Source organism: Halomonas sp. N3-2A, from assembly GCF_002216165.1.
Classification (GTDB): domain Bacteria; phylum Pseudomonadota; class Gammaproteobacteria; order Pseudomonadales; family Halomonadaceae; genus Vreelandella.
On the sequence record NZ_CP022286.1, the window covers coordinates 3,067,086 to 3,085,509 of the forward strand.

The 18,424-nt window shown below is 51.5% G+C and carries 16 protein-coding genes; 7 read left to right on the forward strand and 9 right to left on the reverse strand.

Translation table 11 applies throughout. The annotated features are described in order from the left end of the window. Positions 1 to 55: 55 nt before the first annotated feature. Positions 56 to 511 (reverse strand): hypothetical protein, encoded by a 456-nt coding sequence (locus tag CEK60_RS14310; RefSeq protein ID WP_089039601.1) that lies wholly within the window; start codon positions 509 to 511, stop codon positions 56 to 58. 376 nt (positions 512 to 887) lie between these two features. On the opposite strand from CEK60_RS14310, the gene CEK60_RS14315 reads away from it, so the two are divergent. The 4 genes from CEK60_RS14315 to CEK60_RS14330 all read left to right on the forward strand — a co-directional run bounded on the left by CEK60_RS14315 (position 888) and on the right by CEK60_RS14330 (position 5,896). Next, positions 888 to 2,090: a quaternary amine ABC transporter ATP-binding protein gene (locus CEK60_RS14315; RefSeq protein ID WP_089039602.1), complete on the forward strand. Its 1,203-nt coding sequence runs from the start codon at positions 888 to 890 to the stop codon at positions 2,088 to 2,090. After that, the gene (locus CEK60_RS14320) at positions 2,090 to 2,926 is read left to right on the forward strand and encodes an ABC transporter permease (RefSeq protein WP_089039603.1); all 837 of its coding nucleotides are present in this window, start codon (positions 2,090 to 2,092) and stop codon (positions 2,924 to 2,926) included. The genes CEK60_RS14315 and CEK60_RS14320 overlap by 1 nt, the downstream gene beginning before the upstream one ends. A gap of 196 nt (positions 2,927 to 3,122) precedes the next feature. Continuing rightward, entirely contained in the window at positions 3,123 to 3,995 is an 873-nt protein-coding gene (locus CEK60_RS14325; protein WP_089039604.1) for a glycine betaine ABC transporter substrate-binding protein, read from the forward strand. Between the two features lie 260 nt (positions 3,996 to 4,255). Next, a complete protein-coding gene (locus CEK60_RS14330) occupies positions 4,256 to 5,896 on the forward strand; it encodes a BCCT family transporter (protein WP_089039605.1) in 1,641 nt (546 codons plus the stop codon). 80 nt (positions 5,897 to 5,976) lie between these two features. Here CEK60_RS14330 and CEK60_RS14335 read toward each other — a convergent pair whose 3' ends face one another. The 3 genes from CEK60_RS14335 to CEK60_RS14345 all read right to left on the reverse strand — a co-directional run bounded on the left by CEK60_RS14335 (position 5,977) and on the right by CEK60_RS14345 (position 9,227). Continuing rightward, complete coding sequence (locus tag CEK60_RS14335) at positions 5,977 to 6,702, reverse strand: 3'-5' exonuclease (protein ID WP_089039606.1); 726 nt, start codon at positions 6,700 to 6,702, stop codon at positions 5,977 to 5,979. Position 6,703: 1 nt separating this feature from the next. After that, a complete protein-coding gene (locus tag CEK60_RS14340; protein WP_089039607.1) occupies positions 6,704 to 8,614 on the reverse strand; it encodes a DUF294 nucleotidyltransferase-like domain-containing protein in 1,911 nt (636 codons plus the stop codon). A 223-nt stretch (positions 8,615 to 8,837) separates the two neighbouring features. Continuing rightward, complete coding sequence (locus tag CEK60_RS14345) at positions 8,838 to 9,227, reverse strand: DUF4168 domain-containing protein (RefSeq protein ID WP_089039608.1); 390 nt, start codon at positions 9,225 to 9,227, stop codon at positions 8,838 to 8,840. Between the two features lie 182 nt (positions 9,228 to 9,409). Here CEK60_RS14345 and CEK60_RS14350 point away from each other — a divergent pair, with 182 nt between their 5' ends. After that, positions 9,410 to 10,309, forward strand: coding sequence for a DMT family transporter (locus CEK60_RS14350; RefSeq protein ID WP_443588582.1), 900 nt, complete (start codon positions 9,410 to 9,412; stop codon positions 10,307 to 10,309). Between the two features lie 4 nt (positions 10,310 to 10,313). Here CEK60_RS14350 and mtgA read toward each other — a convergent pair whose 3' ends face one another. The 3 genes from mtgA to CEK60_RS14365 all read right to left on the reverse strand — a co-directional run bounded on the left by mtgA (position 10,314) and on the right by CEK60_RS14365 (position 13,080). Then, the gene (gene mtgA, locus CEK60_RS14355) at positions 10,314 to 11,030 is read right to left on the reverse strand and encodes a monofunctional biosynthetic peptidoglycan transglycosylase (RefSeq protein ID WP_089039610.1); all 717 of its coding nucleotides are present in this window, start codon (positions 11,028 to 11,030) and stop codon (positions 10,314 to 10,316) included. 10 nt (positions 11,031 to 11,040) lie between these two features. Next, positions 11,041 to 11,895: an S-formylglutathione hydrolase gene (gene fghA, locus CEK60_RS14360; RefSeq protein ID WP_089039611.1), complete on the reverse strand. Its 855-nt coding sequence runs from the start codon at positions 11,893 to 11,895 to the stop codon at positions 11,041 to 11,043. A gap of 75 nt (positions 11,896 to 11,970) precedes the next feature. Next, a complete protein-coding gene (locus CEK60_RS14365) occupies positions 11,971 to 13,080 on the reverse strand; it encodes an S-(hydroxymethyl)glutathione dehydrogenase/class III alcohol dehydrogenase (protein ID WP_089039612.1) in 1,110 nt (369 codons plus the stop codon). 173 nt (positions 13,081 to 13,253) lie between these two features. Between CEK60_RS14365 and CEK60_RS14370 the strand changes: the two genes are divergently transcribed. Beyond that, complete coding sequence (locus CEK60_RS14370; protein ID WP_089039613.1) at positions 13,254 to 14,147, forward strand: LysR family transcriptional regulator; 894 nt, start codon at positions 13,254 to 13,256, stop codon at positions 14,145 to 14,147. Here CEK60_RS14370 and CEK60_RS14375 read toward each other — a convergent pair. After that, positions 14,144 to 15,511 (reverse strand): L-serine ammonia-lyase, encoded by a 1,368-nt coding sequence (locus CEK60_RS14375; protein ID WP_089039614.1) that lies wholly within the window; start codon positions 15,509 to 15,511, stop codon positions 14,144 to 14,146. The genes CEK60_RS14370 and CEK60_RS14375 overlap by 4 nt on opposite strands. Before the next feature lie 198 nt (positions 15,512 to 15,709). Between CEK60_RS14375 and CEK60_RS14380 the strand changes: the two genes are divergently transcribed. Next, positions 15,710 to 16,360, forward strand: coding sequence for a hypothetical protein (locus CEK60_RS14380; RefSeq protein WP_089039615.1), 651 nt, complete (start codon positions 15,710 to 15,712; stop codon positions 16,358 to 16,360). A gap of 140 nt (positions 16,361 to 16,500) precedes the next feature. Here CEK60_RS14380 and rpoD read toward each other — a convergent pair whose 3' ends face one another. Further along, on the reverse strand, positions 16,501 to 18,357 hold the full coding sequence (rpoD, locus tag CEK60_RS14385) for an RNA polymerase sigma factor RpoD (RefSeq protein WP_038477590.1): 1,857 nt from the start codon (positions 18,355 to 18,357) through the stop codon (positions 16,501 to 16,503). Between the last annotated feature and the right edge of the window lie 67 nt (positions 18,358 to 18,424).

Genomic DNA, 18,424 nt, shown 5'->3' on the forward strand with positions numbered 1-18,424 from the left:
CAGCCGCAGGGAACAGACAGCTGGGTCGGCTTATCATCGTAGGGAGCGTTAACGATTACTGGCCGCTATTCATCTCATCGTCATTCTCATCAGCACCTGGCATCGGGTCAGTACCTTCACCAAATCCTGGGGTTTCTTCAGGATCTTCTGGATTGCTAGCCTCTTCATTGGGCATAGATCCTTCGCCGGTCATAGACTCTTCACCGGGCATAGGTTCTTGTGATGCCGCTGCTTCATCACTTAGTCCAGGATCGCCCATGGCGGAGTCATCTGACGCTGCAGGCTCATCGTTCATCATGGGGTCAGAAGTAGTATCCGATGCGGTAGCATCACTTGCAGTAGTTGCCTGTTCAGTAGAGGAAGTCGCATCTTGTTCCATCGTTTCTGGCTGTTCGGCAGGCGGCATGGGTTCTTCATCGCTACCACAACCAGCAAGGGCTAATGTGCTAACGGTAGCTGCTAACATGCACAATGTAAGAACACGGGGGCGTTTGGTAACTTGATTATCCATTAGTCTTACCTTCCTTCTAGCCAAAATATCGATTAACTGCTTAATCTACTGCATAGCTCATACCAAAAAACCAAAAAATATAATTTTTATATAAAAATCAATATCTTATAAAAAACACCAGATTAATTCTATGTCCAGAAAATTGTTGCTAAGGGTTAAAACTGACACATGTGACACCTTTTGACGTTTAGCGGAGGAGGCGTTGTGACACACCCTGTCCACTTATGTATAATAAATATTAATAAATAACCAAACCAAAACTTAAATTCTAATTATGAACCGTTTTGTGTCGCTGTTTGCAGGGAAAGCCATCTGGTACCAGAAAGCGAGCTGAGCAACGACACAAGGCTGCTCATTCACGCAAAAGGCATCGCTGATGGACGAGACTCGCCCTGTCAAAATTCAGGTTCGCGGCTTAAGCAAGGTATTTGGCAAGCAGCCGAAAAAAGCCCTTGAACTTCGTGACCAAGGTTTAAAACGCCCTGAAATTCTTGAGAAAACTGGTCAAACGTTAGGCCTTTCAAACATCTCATTCGATGTCTATGAAGGCGAACTACTCGTCATTATGGGGCTTTCTGGTTCTGGCAAGTCAACGTTAATTCGGTGTTTGAACCGCTTGATTGATACCACCGAAGGCGAAATAATCATTGATGGCGAGAATATTCCCACGTTAAGCGAAAAGGCGCTGTTAGAGTGTCGTCGCCGCCACTTTTCTATGGTTTTTCAAAACTTTGCACTGTTCCCACACCGTACTGTACGCCAAAACGCCGAGTTCGGGCTTGAAATCCGCGGTGTCGATAAAGCTGAGCGTAAGCAAATTGCCCAAAACGCGCTAACCCAAGTGGGGCTAGATGGCTGGGAAGAGGCTTATCCGAATCAACTTTCCGGCGGTATGCAACAGCGTGTCGGCCTAGCCCGCGCCCTGGCGAATGACTCCACCGTGCTATTAATGGATGAAGCCTTTTCAGCGCTGGACCCTTTAATCCGCAAGGATATGCAGCAAGAGCTGTTGCAACTGCAATCTAAAATGCAGAAAACAACCGTCTTCATTACCCATGATTTAGATGAAGCGCTCAATATTGGTGATCGCATCGTGCTGCTTAAAGATGGCGAAGTCGTTCAGATTGGTACACCTGAAGAAATATTAACCCAACCTGCTGATGACTATGTGCGCCGCTTTATCGAAGGTGTCGATCGTTCGCGTGTATTAACCGCCGAGAGCGCCATGCGCCCCGTGCGCTCTACCGCCCGCGAAAGCGACGGCCCGCGCACTGCACTACATCGTATGCGTGACCACAGTATTGATTCAATTTATGTCACTGATCGTGACCGCCGCCTCATCGGCCTGTTAGAGGCCGATGAGGCGAGCAAGGCGATTGATGCCAAGTCAGATACTATTATTGATCACCTGACTCAAGACTTCCGCAAAGTCCCCCCTGAGGAACCCCTGCAAAACCTGTTCGCTATGTTTAGCGATAAAAGCTTTCCCATCGCCGTCATTGACGAGCAGCGGCGGTTGCTAGGTGTCGTTGTGAAGGGCGCAGTACTGGATGAATTAGCACGGGCAGGAGAACAGTAATGGATATTCCAAGCATCCCCCTTGGCGATTGGATCGAAAGTGGCCTGACCTGGTTGACCAGCGAATATTCAGCCGTCACCCGGGCAATTTCCCGCTTTACTCAAACCGGCATTGATGTTTTGAACGATAGCTTGATGTGGCTACCTGAGTGGGCGCTACTTGGGTTAATCGCCCTACTCTGCTGGAAGCTAGCGGGTGCTCGCTTAGCGATTGGTTCAGTCGCCGGGCTAGCCTTGATTTGGAATCTGGGTCTCTGGAACCCGATGATTGAGACGCTCACGCTGGTGGTTTTCGCAACCCTGGTTGCCGTGGTTATCGCATTGCCTGTCGGCATTGCTGCGGCATTGTCTAATCGGCTGTACCGATTGATCATGCCGATATTGGACTTTATGCAGACCATGCCTGCCTTTGTTTACCTGATACCAGCCATTCCGTTTTTCGGCATTGGTTCTGTATCCGCCATTTTTGCAACGGTAATTTTCTCGATGCCGCCTGCGATTCGCTTCACAACGTTAGGTATTCGCCAGGTGCCGGTTGAGCTTATTGAAGCCGCCGATGCCTATGGCGCAACGCGCAGCCAAAAACTTTTCAAGGTTCAGCTTCCGCTCTCGCTACCTACGGTGATGGCGGGTATTAACCAGACCATTATGCTGGCACTTTCGATGGTGGTTATCGCCGCCATGATTGGTGCAGATGGCCTGGGTAGCGAAGTGTGGCGCGCTATTCAGCGACTACGCCCCGGTGATGGCTTTGAAGCGGGTATTGCCGTGGTCATTCTGGCCATGCTACTTGACCGTTTAACTCAGTCACTACGGAAAACGCGCCGCTCACAGTGAACCAAGCTATGAAAGGTCACGCAGCGACAGTCGCGTTGTGTTTATAGGCCATCTTGATTCACTCTTTTTGCATACGCATGCTGGTCGTGCATTCAAATCCTTATATAAAGTGCATTTGAGAACCTGTTTACTACGGTTGTGGCGCTTTCTCGCACGATTGATTAAGGCCGCGACTATTTCCCCAAGGAGCAAGTGAATGAAAACTCGTACGTTGAATCACCGCATCCGCCTCGCCTCATTAGCCCTCATTGCAGGCACTGGCATTGCCGCTGGCAGTCTGGCCCATGCCCAAGATCAGGGCACCGTCAACCTTGCCTATGTTGAGTGGTCGTCTGAAGTAGCCTCTACCAACGTCGTCGCTGCTGTATTAGAGCAAGCTGGTTTCGATGTTGAGCTGACGTCGCTTTCTGCCGCCGCTATGTTCCAAGCACTTTCCACTGGCGACGCCGATGCCATCGTCGCCGCTTGGCTACCCACGACTCACGCTGACTACATGGAGCGTGTAGGTGACAATATTGAAGATCTCGGCATGAACTTGGATGGCACCAAGCTGGGATTGGTAGTACCGGCTTATACAGATGTCGATTCTATTGCTGACCTAAACGACAACGCCGACAGCTTTAACGGCGAGATCATCGGTATTGACCCCGGTGCAGGCCTAATGGCGCTGTCCGAAGAGGTCGTGGATACCTATGACCTCGGGCTGCGCCTGCGTAGCGGTAGCGGTGCCACCATGACCGCAGCACTTTCAAGCGCGATTAACAATGAAGAGGATGTCGTCGTAACTGGCTGGACACCACACTGGATGTTTGCCCGCTTCGACCTGAAATACCTCGAAGACCCGGAAAATGTCTATGGCGGTGCTGAGCAGATTCACACGGTGGTGCGCCAAGGCCTAAAAGATGACATGCCAGAAGCCTACGCCATCCTTGACGCCTTCGAGTGGACACCCGAGCAGATGGGTGAGGTCATGCTGATGAACCAGGAAGATGACAGCGACCCCTACGAAAATGCTAAGCAGTGGGTTGAAGATAATCAAGATGTCGTCGAGCAGTGGCTGAATAGTTAATGTCGTCAGTCTGGCGATAGGGACAACGGAGGGCTGCGGCTCTCTGTTGTCAGCCTAAATATCGTTTTAGCAAAAGCTAATTATCAAGACTGTGTGCAGCCCGTTGAATAAAGCTTAAGCAATATTTGCTATTGTACGGATGGTACGCCCGCCAGCTAATGCTTGCTAGGAGTGAGATGTTGATGTCAAAACGATGTTGATGTCAAAACATAGTACTCCTCGAATGCATAGCCGTTTTTGTTTAACATGGAGAGGCTAAAGTGGATAATCCTGACCCAAAACGCTCCCAAAACGAGCCAGTATCAGAGGGCATACCCGCCCCTGACGGCCCAGCGAATCTAATAGATACCGATTACGTTATCGGTCAAGACAACATCACTACCACCACGATGGGGGTGAGCCTTGATTTACATGGCAAGGTATTCACCATTTCGTCGATTGTGGTGCTTCTGTTTGTCGTATTAACCCTCGCGCTACAAGACACTATCGCACCGGTGTATGACGCCATTTTTAGTTTCTTGACCGGTAATTTAGCGTGGTTCTTTATACTTGCCGCCAATGTTTTCGTTATCCTGTGTCTTGGGTTAATTGTTTCGCCACTCGGTAAAATTCGCATCGGCGGCGCTGATGCAAAGCCCGATTTTACCTATGTGGGCTGGTTTTCAATGCTATTTGCTGCGGGCATGGGCATCGGCCTGATGTTCTTTGGCGTTAACGAGCCATTGACCCACTTTGGTACCTCTTTTGATGGAGGTAGCTGGGCACCATTAGCGGGTGCGGAGGGCGATGCTGCAGGCGCAGCTGCGCTGGGTATGGCAGCGACTATCTTTCATTGGGGCCTTCACCCCTGGGCGATTTACGCAGTAGTAGCGCTGTCACTTGCCTTATTTTCGTTCAACAAAGGGCTACCGCTGTCTATGCGCTCGGTATTTTACCCAATTCTGGGTGAGCGCGTCTGGGGTTGGCCGGGGCATTTAATCGACATTCTGGCGGTCTTTGCCACGCTGTTTGGCCTAGCGACATCGCTTGGTTTGGGGGCGACTCAAGCAGCGGCAGGGTTAACCTACTTGTTTGGCGCACCAGAAAGCGATATCACGATGATTCTGCTCATCATCGGCATCACGATTATTGCTATCGGGTCGGTTATGGCCGGTGTCGACAAAGGCGTTCAGTTGCTTTCAAAAATCAACATCGCCATGGCGGCTTTGCTGCTGTTCTTCGTTATTGCCGTGGGTCCAACACTGCTTATTGCGACAGGCTTCTTTGAAAACCTAATTAGCTACGCCGTTAACCTGCCGGCTCTATCGAATCCGTTCGGCCGTGAAGATGCGAACTTTAGCCAAGGCTGGACGGCCTTCTACTGGGCTTGGTGGATCTCCTGGTCCCCGTACGTAGGTATGTTTATCGCACGGGTTTCTCGTGGCCGCACCGTTCGTGAATTCTTAGTCTCGGTACTGATTGTACCCTCCGTGGTATCGGTACTGTGGATGACCACCTTTGGCGGCACCGCCATTGATCAGTACGTTAGCGAAGGTATTGAAGCCGTGCGCGACGCCGGTGTGGATCTGCAGCTGTTCATCATGCTTGAACAACTACCGCTGTCACAAATCACCTCGTTTGTTGCGATTCTACTGGTCATTATTTTCTTTGTGACCTCTTCTGACTCAGGCTCACTGGTTATCGACTCCATTACTGCAGGCGGCAAGGTGGATGCACCGAAGCCTCAGCGCGTGTTCTGGGCGATTATCGAAGGGGCTATCGCAATTGCGTTGCTGCTTGGCGGTGGTCTGACCGCACTGCAAACTATGGCGGTTTCTACCGGTTTCCCGTTCACCATCATCTTGCTGGTGGCATGTTATGCCATTATCAAAGGGCTGATGAGCGAGCCTAAAGCGGTATGATGTGAATCGCTAACCATTGCACCGAATCGCAAACGGGCAGCCAAATGGCTGCCCGTTTGCGTTAAATAACGCTGCACTGCTCAAACCCAAATATCTTTCAACTGCGTTTCAGGCGTGTAGTGATGACTGATCTGCGCTTGTAACAGTTCGGCTGTCGCCAATGCATCAACCAGCGCGTGATGTCCTTGATAGACAGGCAGGCCATAGCGTTCTCGACTGGCATTTAAACGAATCGAAACAGGCGGACGCCCTAACCAACGGCGAAACCGTGCCCATAACGTTTGTCGATGCATGCGCGCTTCAAGCGACATCGTATCGATCATCGGGAACATCACCCCGTCTCCCCGTCGTGCCTTTACGGCAGCATCAAGAAACGGGCGTTCGATGTTGCGAAAATGTACCACCACAAGTCGCCCTGCCAGCACCGCTAGGAGCTCATCCAGCACGGCATCAAAGTCCGGGGCAGTGGCGATTTCAGAATGAGTGATGTGATGGTAAGCAATGGACGCCTCATCTAAGGGTCGCGAGGGTTTCACTACCCAGTAGCGACGCTGAGCAAGCGGAATGCGATCCAGTGTGAAAGGCACCACCCCAATGCTGACAATCGCATGACGCCGCTCGTCCAAACCGGTTGTTTCCATATCTAACGCAACCATCGGCACTTGCGCGATAGGCGTATCCGGACTAGGTAGCGGTGTTGCGAAAAATTCCCTAAGCGCACCATCATGGGTCTTTTCGGCACGCTCAGCCATATAGCCTATCCAGTTAGCTTGAACTACTTTTTGGCGGGGCCGAATTCCACGCATATTATCGCCCCTGCCGCTGAGTGGGTATTGGGTAGCGGAACTTTAAGAATTTTTGCGCGTTGTTGAGTACTTGGAAAGCATCTTTAAGCGTGTGGCGCTCGCTATCCTCAACATTCTCCGGTTCGATATTGTTATCGGGGAAACGGTCTTCCTGTAGGTCAATCACTTGATGACGAATCCGCGACATGCATAAAAACTCCAGTGCATAGCTCAGTTTGTCGCTAACGCCCGTCGCCAGTAGCTGAGTATTGCTAATATCGTTTAAGCGCTGGAACGAGTTTTGCGCTTTAGACCCACAGGCCAGCGCATGTACCCGAATAAGATCAACCATCGGAGCAGTACCACGCCGCTTTAGGTTGATTGAGTTGTTATGTTTGCCATCTTTTTCCATCACAAACGTGCGGAAGAACCCAAGCGGCGGTGTTCGATTCAGCGCATTACGGGCCATGGCCGCCAAAAACAGTGGCGACTGGGGCGCCGTTTGGGCAATCAAATCCTGGAGTGCTTCAACAAAATGGTCTTCGCCGTAAATGCTGTCTAAATCGAAGAAAATCGAACTATGGAGTAGTCGTTCAGGGGTTGGGTTCGCCATCCAATCTTGGAAATAGCGCTTCCAAACATGCAACGGCTGACGCCACTGGCGGTTAGTCGCCATCACATCGCCTTTACAGTAGGTATAACCGCAGGCATCTAAGCCATCGCTAACAAAGGCAGCTAACGCGTGGAAGTAGTCGTCATGCTCGTCGGGATTGAAGTCGTCTGACAAGACCAGTGCATTATCCTGGTCAGTGACGATACTTTGCTCATTTCGAGCCATGGAGCCGTTAACCATAAAGCAGTAAGGTACCGGCGGTGGCCCCAGCGCTTCTTCGGCAAGCTCTAGCAGTCGCCGCGTAAAACTACGCCCAATGGTCGACAGGGCACTCCCCACCATCTGCGAATTAGCACCTTCTTGCACCATTCTTACAAAAGCTGCGCGCACATCTGGCGCAAGTTTGGCTAACCCCTGGGCGCTGGACTGGTTGAAAATATTGCTTACTAGGTACAGCCCACTTTGCGTCTCGTAACGAATAATATCGGAGAGGTGAACAACCCCAACCGGACGCTGGCGATAAAGCACCGGTAAGTGGTGAACATTGTTACGCAGCATCGTCAGCATGGCTTCGTAAACCGACGCATCCGACTGAATGGTAATTAACCGTTCGGAAACAACCTCGCCAATGGCCGTTTGCGCTGACAGCCCTTCAGCTACAATGCGGGTACGGAAGTCACTATCCGTCAGAATACCGCACATTTGCCAGGTTTTGCCTTCGCTGTCCTGAAAGCTATAACGCGGATTATCGCTGCCTTCATTAATTACTAGCACCGCCGACGCTTGAGCCTCGTTCACTTGCTTAGCGGCTTGCTGGACGGTAGTGGTGGATTCAACCATGACGGGATAACGCGTCACCAATTTGCGTATTCGCGTGACCATCATGTCGTTAGATTTTTTCTGCTGCTCTGCAGCGGTTTCTAAACGGGGACGTTCGAGCTCAACAAAGTCCGCAAAATCGTCATCTTCTTCACATAACCGCTGAAAGACAGCGTTGGGAATAAAGTAAATCAGCGTGTCTTCGATCGCTTTGGCTGGAAAGCGCACTTTATGGTTTCGAAGCAGACTAAAGTGGCCAAAGATATCCCCTTCACCCAAGCGGTTATATAGCTCGCCCTGACGACGATAAACCTCAACGGCACCGCTACGGATAAAGCACAGCTCATCAAGCATATCGTTGAGCTCTAAAATGTCGCTACCGGTTTTGAAATAGCGCACTTCTACTTGCTCAGCTATGGCGTCTAGCAATGCATCCGATAAACCATCGAACGGGGGAAACTGCCCCATATGCTGACGTATTTCTAACAGTTCAACATCCATGCGATCTCCTGCACTTGGCGCGGCAGCATCATCAATAGATGAAGTTTGTCTTGGATAGCGTGTACCGTAAACCCTTCAATCACAAATGAGAGTGAACAAAAGCAAAAAACCCAGCGAAAAACGCTGGGCTTTGTGCAGTAACAGACTGGCAGCAGCAGGACAGAATACTTCGCAGGTTAAGGAAAATCTGTCACTATCCACAACGCTATCTGACGGGGACTAATTATGACTGGTTAGCCATTTCCTGAACACGCTGCATCATTTCAGGATCTTGCTGGATTGACTGACCAATGGCGTTAAAGGTATCAACATCTAGACCGCTATCTTCAACGACTTCGATCATGCGGTCGTTGGCTTCAGCGCGAACTTCCTGTTGGGCGTTTTCATCTTCTGCTTCCTGCAGACGCTGTGTGTACTCTTGTGAGATCACGGCGATTTCTTGAGAAGCATCGGCAAACTGCTGTAGCTGCTCATCAGAGAAATCCTGAGCGGGCGCTTGTTGGGCCGCCATCGGATCCTGAGCGGGGTCTTGGGCTTCCTGTGCATGAGCGGTGCCAGCCAGCAGACCAGTAGCGAGAAGAGCAGCAGAGAACAGAGCAGTCATACGTTGCATAGTAAGAAACCTCATTGATGCGTTATGAATGTGCACCGTGTGACGCGTTGTTCAGGCACAGGTTCAACTTTTTATGTAAAAGTTAGTAACAGAAAAAACATTTAAGTAACACAGAACTAATCAAAAAGGGTCTACGCCGAGGAACTATGTCCAACACTATCAATAGTTTAAAAAATGTAAACATGGCTTCTTTGGGCCTTGCCGCCATGCCTGGATTATTTGTTTTGCTCTGGAGCACGGGGTTCATTGGCGCAAAATTTGGTCTGCCCTACGCAGAACCTTTTACCTTTTTGTTTATTCGTTTCATGCTCACCCTCATGTTGCTTGCTCCGCTGACGTGGCTAATGCGCATAGCATGGCCTTCATCGCCAGCGCTTTGGCTGCATATAGGCGTTTCAGGACTTTTGGTACACGGCACGTATTTAGGTGGGGTTTTTTACGGTATCTACTTGGGTATGCCTGCTGGGCTGGCAGCGCTATTGGTTGGCCTACAGCCGCTGCTAACCGCAGCCTGTGCTGGCCCGCTGCTGGGGGAACGCTTAACCACCCGCCAGTGGCTGGGGCTACTGCTCGGCCTTGTGGGCATCTGTCTGGTGTTGGGCAGCAAGCTAGAGTTCGGCACCTCACTTTTTGCAGGCTTTGGCCTTGGTGCCTTAGTTAGCGTAATGGCCGCGCTAGTGGGGATTTCACTGGGGACACTTTATCAAAAACGCTACTGCACCAGCATGCCACTGCTTTCCGGGGCGGTTATTCAATACATAGCGGCAGGCATGCTGCTGGGCATTGGAGCACTGCTGTTTGAAACCCGCCAGGTCGAATGGAGCATAACGTTTGTGCTCACTCTTGGCTGGCTAGTACTTATTCTGTCTATCGCCGCCATCCTGCTATTAATGGTGTTGATTAAAAAGGGCGAAGCATCCCGCGTTGCCAGCCTGTTTTATCTGGTGCCACCCGTGACTGCGCTACAAGCATGGTGGCTGTTCGATGAACGCCTCCCCCTGCTCGGACTGGCAGGTATGGTCATTGCCATTGCTGGGGTGGTCATGGTGGTACGCAAACCTAGCAGCAAAGGAGAAGCTTAAAGCGCTACAAGCGCTCCAAGTAACGAACACCACCTAGATTACGCATTTGCTGAAGAATCCACTGACTGCGGCGCTCTACCTGAGCATCTGGGCGTGATGCGCTGCGGGTACGCGGACTCGGAAGAATCGCCGCTAGCAGGCTTGCTTGCCGTTCGGTCAATGCACTGCCAGAAGCACCAAAATAGTGCCCTGCTGCCTCTTCTAGTCCAAATACTCCCGTATCCCACTCAGCGACGTTTAAATACACTTCCAGTATGCGTTGCTTGCTCCACAGCATTTCGATTAGCAATGTAAACCATGCTTCTAGCCCCTTACGGGCCCAGCTACGGCCGCTCCATAAAAAAACATTCTTGGCTGTTTGCTGGCTGAGCGTGCTGGCCCCCCGCAACCGTTCGCCATCAAGACTGGCCTTCAGGGCACGCTTCAACTCGACTAAATCAAAACCACGATGCTGAGGAAAGCGCTGGTCTTCAGCAGCGATCACCGCCAATTTGGCATTACTGGATAGATGTTCCCAGCTTCTCCATTGGCGTTGAATATCGATAGGTTCGCTGTTTATCCAGCTTTGAATTTTGCGCTCTACCATCACCATTGAGCCAGGAGGTGGCACAAACCGGAATAGTAAAACCAGCGCAATTGAGAGGACAATAAAAGCCAGCGCGCCACGCCAAATAAGACGCCATATCAAACCAAGAAAACGGCGCAACGCGCGATTGAGCATTTCGATATCCTTAGCGCTTCATGAGGTGTTCTGCATGATAGCGCATATGCTCCTCAATGAACGAGGCGATAAAGAAGTAACTATGATCGTAACCTGGCTGGCGGCGCAACGTCAGTGGGTGATCATGCTCTTCACACACGGCTTCCAAACGCTCCGGCATCAGTTGCTCATCCAGGAACTGGTCGGCCTCACCTTGATCGATAAATAGCCGTTGACGAGAGGCACCATTAGCGACCAGCTCACAGGCATCGTACTGGCGCCAACGCGACTGGTCGTCGCCTAAATAGCTGGTAAACGCGTTTTGCCCCCAAGGACAGTTCATGGGGTTAACAATAGGCGCAAAAGCGGAAACCGAACGGAACCGGCCAGGGTGACGCAACGCCAGAATTAACGCGCCGTGACCGCCCATCGAGTGACCACTGATCGACTCACGCCCATTCACAGGGAAGTGCTGACGCACCACCGAAGGCAGCTCTTCAATCACGTAGTCATACATGCGGTAATTCGATTTCCAGGGGGCTTGAGTGGCGTTCACATAAAAACCCGCACCCGACCCTAGATCGTAACTTTCATGCTCACCGGGCAGCTCAGTGCCGCGTGGGCTAGTATCGGGGCAAACAATCGCCACCCCCAGCTCTGCAGCAATACGGTGCGCGCCCGCTTTCTGCATAAAGTTTTCATCGTTACAGGTTAGACCTGACAACCACCAAAGCAGCGGTACGCGCTCGCTCTCTGCTTGAGGAGGCAGGTAAACCGCGAACACCATGTCGCAATCCAGCGCCCGGGAGTAGTGGCGGTAGCGCTTGTGCCAGCCACCAAAACTGCGATTGGCAGACACTAGTTCTAAAGTTTCACTCATGCTCATGGGCCGGCTCCTTAAAAAGATGAAAACGCGGAGGGTTTCCCCTACCGCGCTCATTTACCCTATTACCAATGATACTCAGTAATGCAGCACGGTACGAATGCTCTTACCTGCATGGAGCAATTCGAAGGCTTCATTAATTTGCTCAAACGGCATGTCGTGGGTAATAAAGTCGTCGATATTCAGCTCACCATTCATATAGCGCTCGACGTAACCCGGTAACTCACTGCGTCCTTTAACACCACCAAACGCAGAGCCTTTCCAAACCCGCCCGGTGACCAGTTGGAAGGGACGCGTGGAGATCTCTTCGCCCGCACCCGCGACACCAATGACAATCGACTCCCCCCAGCCTTTATGGCAGCACTCAAGGGCCGAACGCATCACGTTAACATTGCCGATACACTCAAAGGAGTAATCAACACCACCGTCGGTCATATCGACGATTACCTGCTGAATCGGGTCGCTGTAGTCTTTCGGATTAACGAAATCAGTCGCGCCAAACTGCTTGGCCAATGCAAATTTATCGGGGTTCACATCGATGGCAATAATCTTCGCGGCTTTTGCCATGACTCCCCCTTGGATGACCGCCAAACCAATCGCGCCCAAACCAAAAACGGCGATGGTGGAGCCTGGCTCTACTTTTGCCGTATTCAGTACCGCACCGATACCGGTAGTAACGCCGCAGCCCAATAGGCAGATTTTATCCATCGGCGCTTCTTTGGAGACCACCGCAAGCGATACCTCCGGCAGCACGGTGTACTCACTGAAAGTCGACGTGCCCATGTAGTGATGCAGCATTTTGCCATCTAGTGAAAAGCGCGAGGTGCCATCAGGCATCACACCTTTACCTTGAGTAGCGCGCACGCTGCCACACAGGTTTGTTTTACCGGATAGGCAGAATTTACATTTGCCGCACTCGGCGGTGTACAGCGGAATAACATGGTCACCCGGCTTAACGCTGGTCACACCCTCGCCAACCTCTTGCACCACACCAGCACCTTCGTGGCCCAATACCGCTGGGAAATTACCTTCGGGGTCAGCGCCAGAAAGGGTATAAGCATCGGTATGGCATACGCTTGTCGCTGCCATCTTCACCAGTACCTCGCCCGCTTTTGGACCTTCCACATCGATCTCAACTAATTCAAGCGGCTTACCCGCTTCGAGTGCTACGGCGGCACGTGATTTCATCTATGCATCTCCTTAACGGTCACATAAAACTGAAGGCTGTTTTATCGGACTCGTTTTAATCGAATCAGATTTAATGACTGCAGTGTAGGCCAGCTAGGCGAGTGGGATAAAGCGGGATACACTCACAAGATTATTGCCACTGAGCAACAATCAGAAATTAATTAAGGATAATCGTGCAGCGTTGGGACCGTATCGAGGCATTCGTCGAGGTGGTAAGACTGGGAACATTCTCAGCGGCCGCACGCCATTTAAAGGTATCGACATCGCATATTAGCCGCTTAGTGAGCCAGCTGGAAAATCAGTTGGGTGTTCAGCTTTTGTACCGCACAACACGGCAAATTCGTTTAACCGATGCTGGGGCAATCTACGTTGAGCACTGCCGCCATCTTTTTGATGGCCTGCGCGATGCAGAGCAAGCGATCAGCGAGCTTCAGGCAAATCCACGCGGGCTGCTGAAGCTGACCTCGGCAACAACATTCGGCGAACGCTACATCGCGCCACTGGTGAATGACTTTCAGTGCCTGCACCCGCAGCTTGAAGTGCATATGCACTTCACTAACCGCCCCGTAGAAATTATTGAAGAGGGCTACGATATTGCCATTCGTATGGGGGTACTCAAAGACTCTAGCTTGATTGCTCGGCGGCTATGCGAGCGGCAGGAGTATGTCGTGGGATCCCGGGCTTACTTCCGTCAAGCTACCCGGCCACATACGTTATCGGAACTTAGCCAGCACCGTTGCCTGATAGGTTCGCGGCCTAACTGGTTGTTTGAAGTCAACGGTCAGCGCCGCGAAGTTAAAGTGGAAGGCTGTTGGAGCGGCAATTCAGGTCCTGCTCTACTGGACGCCGCGCTTAAAGGGCTAGGGCTTGCTCAACTGCCGGATTACTACGTTGCCCCTTACCTAGCCAGCGGCGAACTGGTGTCCGTTTTGGAACCTTTCCAACACAACGATACGGCGGTATGGGCGGTATACCCTCGACACCGCCACCTATCACCTAAAATCCGTCAGCTCGTCGATTACTTGGTGGCCAATATTGACGCAACGCTGCCCCCCTCTACTTACTAACACTCAATGGCGTTAACAGCCAAACCACCTTTTGACGTTTCTTTGTATTTATCTTGCATATCTCGGCCAGTGTCACGCATGGTGCGAATCACTTTATCCAACGATACAAAATGATCACCATCACCATGCATCGCCATACGCGCAGCATTGATCGCCTTCACCGAGGCAATGGCGTTTCGTTCAATACACGGCACTTGAACCAACCCCGCCACAGGGTCGCAAGTTAGGCCAAGATTATGTTCTAGACCAATCTCAGCAGCGTTCTCTACCTGCTTTGGCGAGCCGCCCAGCACTTCTGCAAGCCCCGCTGCGGCCATCGCACAAGCAGAGCCGACTTCTCCCTGGCAGCCAACTTCCGCACCGGAAATAGACGCGTTCTTTTTACACAATATGCCCATTGCTCCCGCGGCCAACAAAAAAGCCACTATGTCGTCGTCACAGGCATCTGGCTCAAATTTCAAATAGTACGCCAGCACAGCAGGCACAATACCGGCAGCACCGTTTGTCGGTGCAGTAACCATCCGTTTACCCGCAGCGTTCTCTTCATTCACTGCCAGCGCAAACAAATTGACCCAATCCATCACAGTAAAGCTCGATACAATTAAGCGTTGGTTCTGCGGCGGTGAAAGCAGCTGTTGGTGCAAACCATGGGCGCGTCGCCGAACATTTAATCCACCGGGCAAGTGTCCCGTCGCTTTTAAGCCATTTTCAATGCTGGTGCGCATGGCTTGCCAAATCGTTAGCAGCTCTGTGCGAATCACCTCTTCACCGCGCCATGCTTTTTCGTTTTCAAACATGAGCTCACTGATACGCAAATCATTTGTTTGGCAGAGCGCTAACAACTCATTAGCCGTTTCAAATGGGTAAGGTAGCGCGGTTTTGTCTTCGTCTAACCCACCCTGATCGGCGCAGGCTTGATCGACATAAAAGCCACCACCAAGGGAATAGTAAGTATTTGTCGCAATAACCGTATCGTCCTGATAGGCCGTTAACACCATAGCGTTCGGATGAAATGGCAGGCAGTGGTCGTCCCACTCAATATCCTGGCTGCGATCAAACGATAGCGCTTGCCCATTAGGCAGCGTTAACAAAGCGCCTTCATCTAGCGCTCGTAGCCGCTCAGTCATGGTGTCAGGGTCAATTGACTCTGGCGTTTCACCCATCAAGCCCATGATGACCGCACTATCAGTACCATGCCCGATGCCGGTAGAAGCTAGCGAACCGTGAAGCCTAACCACAATGCGCGTCAGCGACGGTGAGGTAACCGCTTGGCTAAAATCGCGCGCCGCACGCATCGGCCCAACCGTATGAGAGCTTGATGGGCCAATCCCAATTCTGAAGAGATCAAAAACGCTTATTGCCATTGTGTTGCCTGCCCCTCAGCGGTAGTTGTTGATTACCTAATAACCTAGTTACTTTGCAGCCTTAATCCACTATTAGTCGAGCAGCTCACATTAAGTTCGACGTGCGAGCACAGAAGTGTGGCGATATAATGAACATTCTTCTATGCATGTTTTTAAGCATCTCTCTTACAACGTCATCTCTCCGATAAGGATGTTGGTATGCCATCTTCCCCACCGCAGTGGCCACTCAGTTTTGGATATACGCTTCTGCGCGCAACGCTTTATATGCTTTTTGTCGCTGGTATCGCCCAGGGTGGATATTTTGAGGCTCTCTACCTACCCGATGTGCGCTATACCGAACTAGGCTTTACAGAGTTCGCTCAAACCCTGGTGCTGGCCAGCTGTTGTGGCTTACTCATCTACGTGCGCCAGGTACTCAAGGTATGGCCTACTGTTACGCTACTATTGCTGGCGTTTGTGGCTGCATCACTGGTACGCGAACAGGATTACTTTTTTGATTACTATGTTGCAGAAAATACTTGGAAAGTGCTGGTAGCGCTCATTGTCATCCCTAGCCTTGCCTGGGTAGTCGTGCAGCGACGTCGATTTATTGAGGAATTCTCTCATTATAGCAATACGTTCGCATTTGGGCTGTTCACTGCCGGTGTTCTCGTTACCTACATTTTTTCCCGCCTTTATGGTCGCCAAGACTTCTGGCGAGCCGTCATGCAAGACACTTATATTCGCGAGTTCAAAGACGTCGCAGAGGAAGCCATTGAGCTTTTAGGCTACAGCCTGATTCTATTTGCCATGATTGAGCTTCTGCTGATTGCTCGGCGCATTTACAAAGCGCGTATCGCCTCCCAGTAAGCCTTTGATCTAAAGAATAGTGCCGTAACGACAACATCAAAAAGCCCGTCGTTCATAGAACGGCGGGCTTTTTGTTCATGGTGACGACTATCAGTTCACCACTCTCTATTTACTACATACCACTTACCACAGCCTACAAATCACTCATCAAGGAACGAGCGCAGCGGCTCAGAGCGGCTGGGGTGACGTAGCTTGCGCAGCGCCTTTGCTTCGATCTGACGAATCCGCTCGCGAGTAACGTCAAACTGCTTACCCACTTCTTCTAGCGTGTGGTCGGTATTCATATCGATACCGAAACGCATGCGTAGTACTTTCGCTTCACGAGCAGTTAAGCCGCCAAGGACGTTACGCGTTGCTTCGATCAAGCCTTCGCCGGTGGCCATATCAATCGGCAACAGCATAGTGCCGTCTTCGATAAAGTCACCTAAGTGCGAATCGTCGTCATCACCAATCGGCGTCTCCATAGAGATCGGCTCTTTGGCAATTTTTAGCACCTTGCGTACTTTGTCTTCCGGCATTTCCAGACGTTCGCCCAGCTCTTCCGGCGTTGGCTCGCGGCCCATTTCCTGCAGCATCTGACGAGAAACACGATTGAGCTTATTGATCGTCTCGATCATGTGCACCGGAATACGGATGGTGCGTGCCTGGTCAGCGATAGAACGCGTAATCGCCTGACGAATCCACCATGTGGCATAGGTCGAGAATTTGTAACCGCGGCGATATTCGAACTTATCAACCGCTTTCATCAAACCAATGTTGCCTTCTTGGATTAGATCCAGGAACTGCAGGCCACGGTTGGTGTATTTCTTCGCAATCGAAATTACCAAACGCAGGTTAGCCTCAACCATCTCTTTCTTAGCACGACGTGCTTTCGCCTCGCCGATAGAGAGCTTGCGGTTAACTTCTTTGAGGTCGGCCACGGTGAGCTGCACCATGTCTTCTTCAAAGGCAATTTTGCGCTGCGAACGAGCAATATCGGCGCGCAGTGGCTCAAGACGGTCAGCATACTTGGGCTGCGCTTCCTGGAAGGTGTCCAACCATTTTGGATTAGACTCGTACCCAGGGAACGACTTAATGAAGGTTTTGCGCGGTACTTTAGCTTTCTTCACGCACAGCTGCATAACCGCTTTTTCTTGGGCACGCACCTGCTCAACGCTAATACGTACTTGGCCAACCAAACGCTCAAAATGCTTCGGCACCAGCTTAATCGGCGAAAACAGCTCGGCTAAACGCGATTGCTCACTTTTAAGCTCAGCGCTACCACGCCCATATTTCGCCAACGCAGCTTCAACAGCGGCATTCTGTTCACGGATTTGTTCGAAACGAGCTTTCGCTTCTTCCGGATCAGGGCCTCCTTCGCTGGCCGTGCTGTCGTCGTCTTCGTCGTCACCGTCGCTGTCGAGATCATCATCATCGCTCAACTCGGCTTCCGGCTCAGGCTCGGGCACTTCGGCTTCTGCAACGCCTGGAATCCCCTCGTCGGGGTCGATAAAGCCAGAGAACAGATCAGACAAGCGACCAGGCGCTTCTTCATCCTGCGTGGCATCGTAAGCATCCAGGATAGAAGCAACAGCACCAGGCAAATACGCCAGCGCTGACATCACTTCCCGCGTGCCCTCTTCTATCCGCTTGGCGATTTCGATCTCACCTTCGCGGGTTAGAAGTTCAACCGTCCCCATCTCGCGCATGTACATGCGCACAGGGTCGGTAGTGCGACCGACGTCGCTTTCCACGGCGGCGAGTGCCGCGACGGCCTCTTCCGCAGCGGACTCGTCCGTGGAGTGATCCGACATCATCAAAGTGTCTTCATCTGGCGCTTCTTCAACGACACTAATACCCATGTCGTTGATCATGCCAATGATGTCTTCCACTTGATCCGGGTCGGCGATATCCTCGGGTAGATGGTCGTTGACCTCGGCATAGGTCAGGTAGCCCTGTTCCTTGCCGCGCGCGATCAACTCCTTCAGACGTGACTGCTGCTGCGCATTTCCAGCCATAGAAACCCTATCTCGACGAAGAAGAATGAAACACCTGGGGCGCTGAATCGATTAAACTCAACAAGCC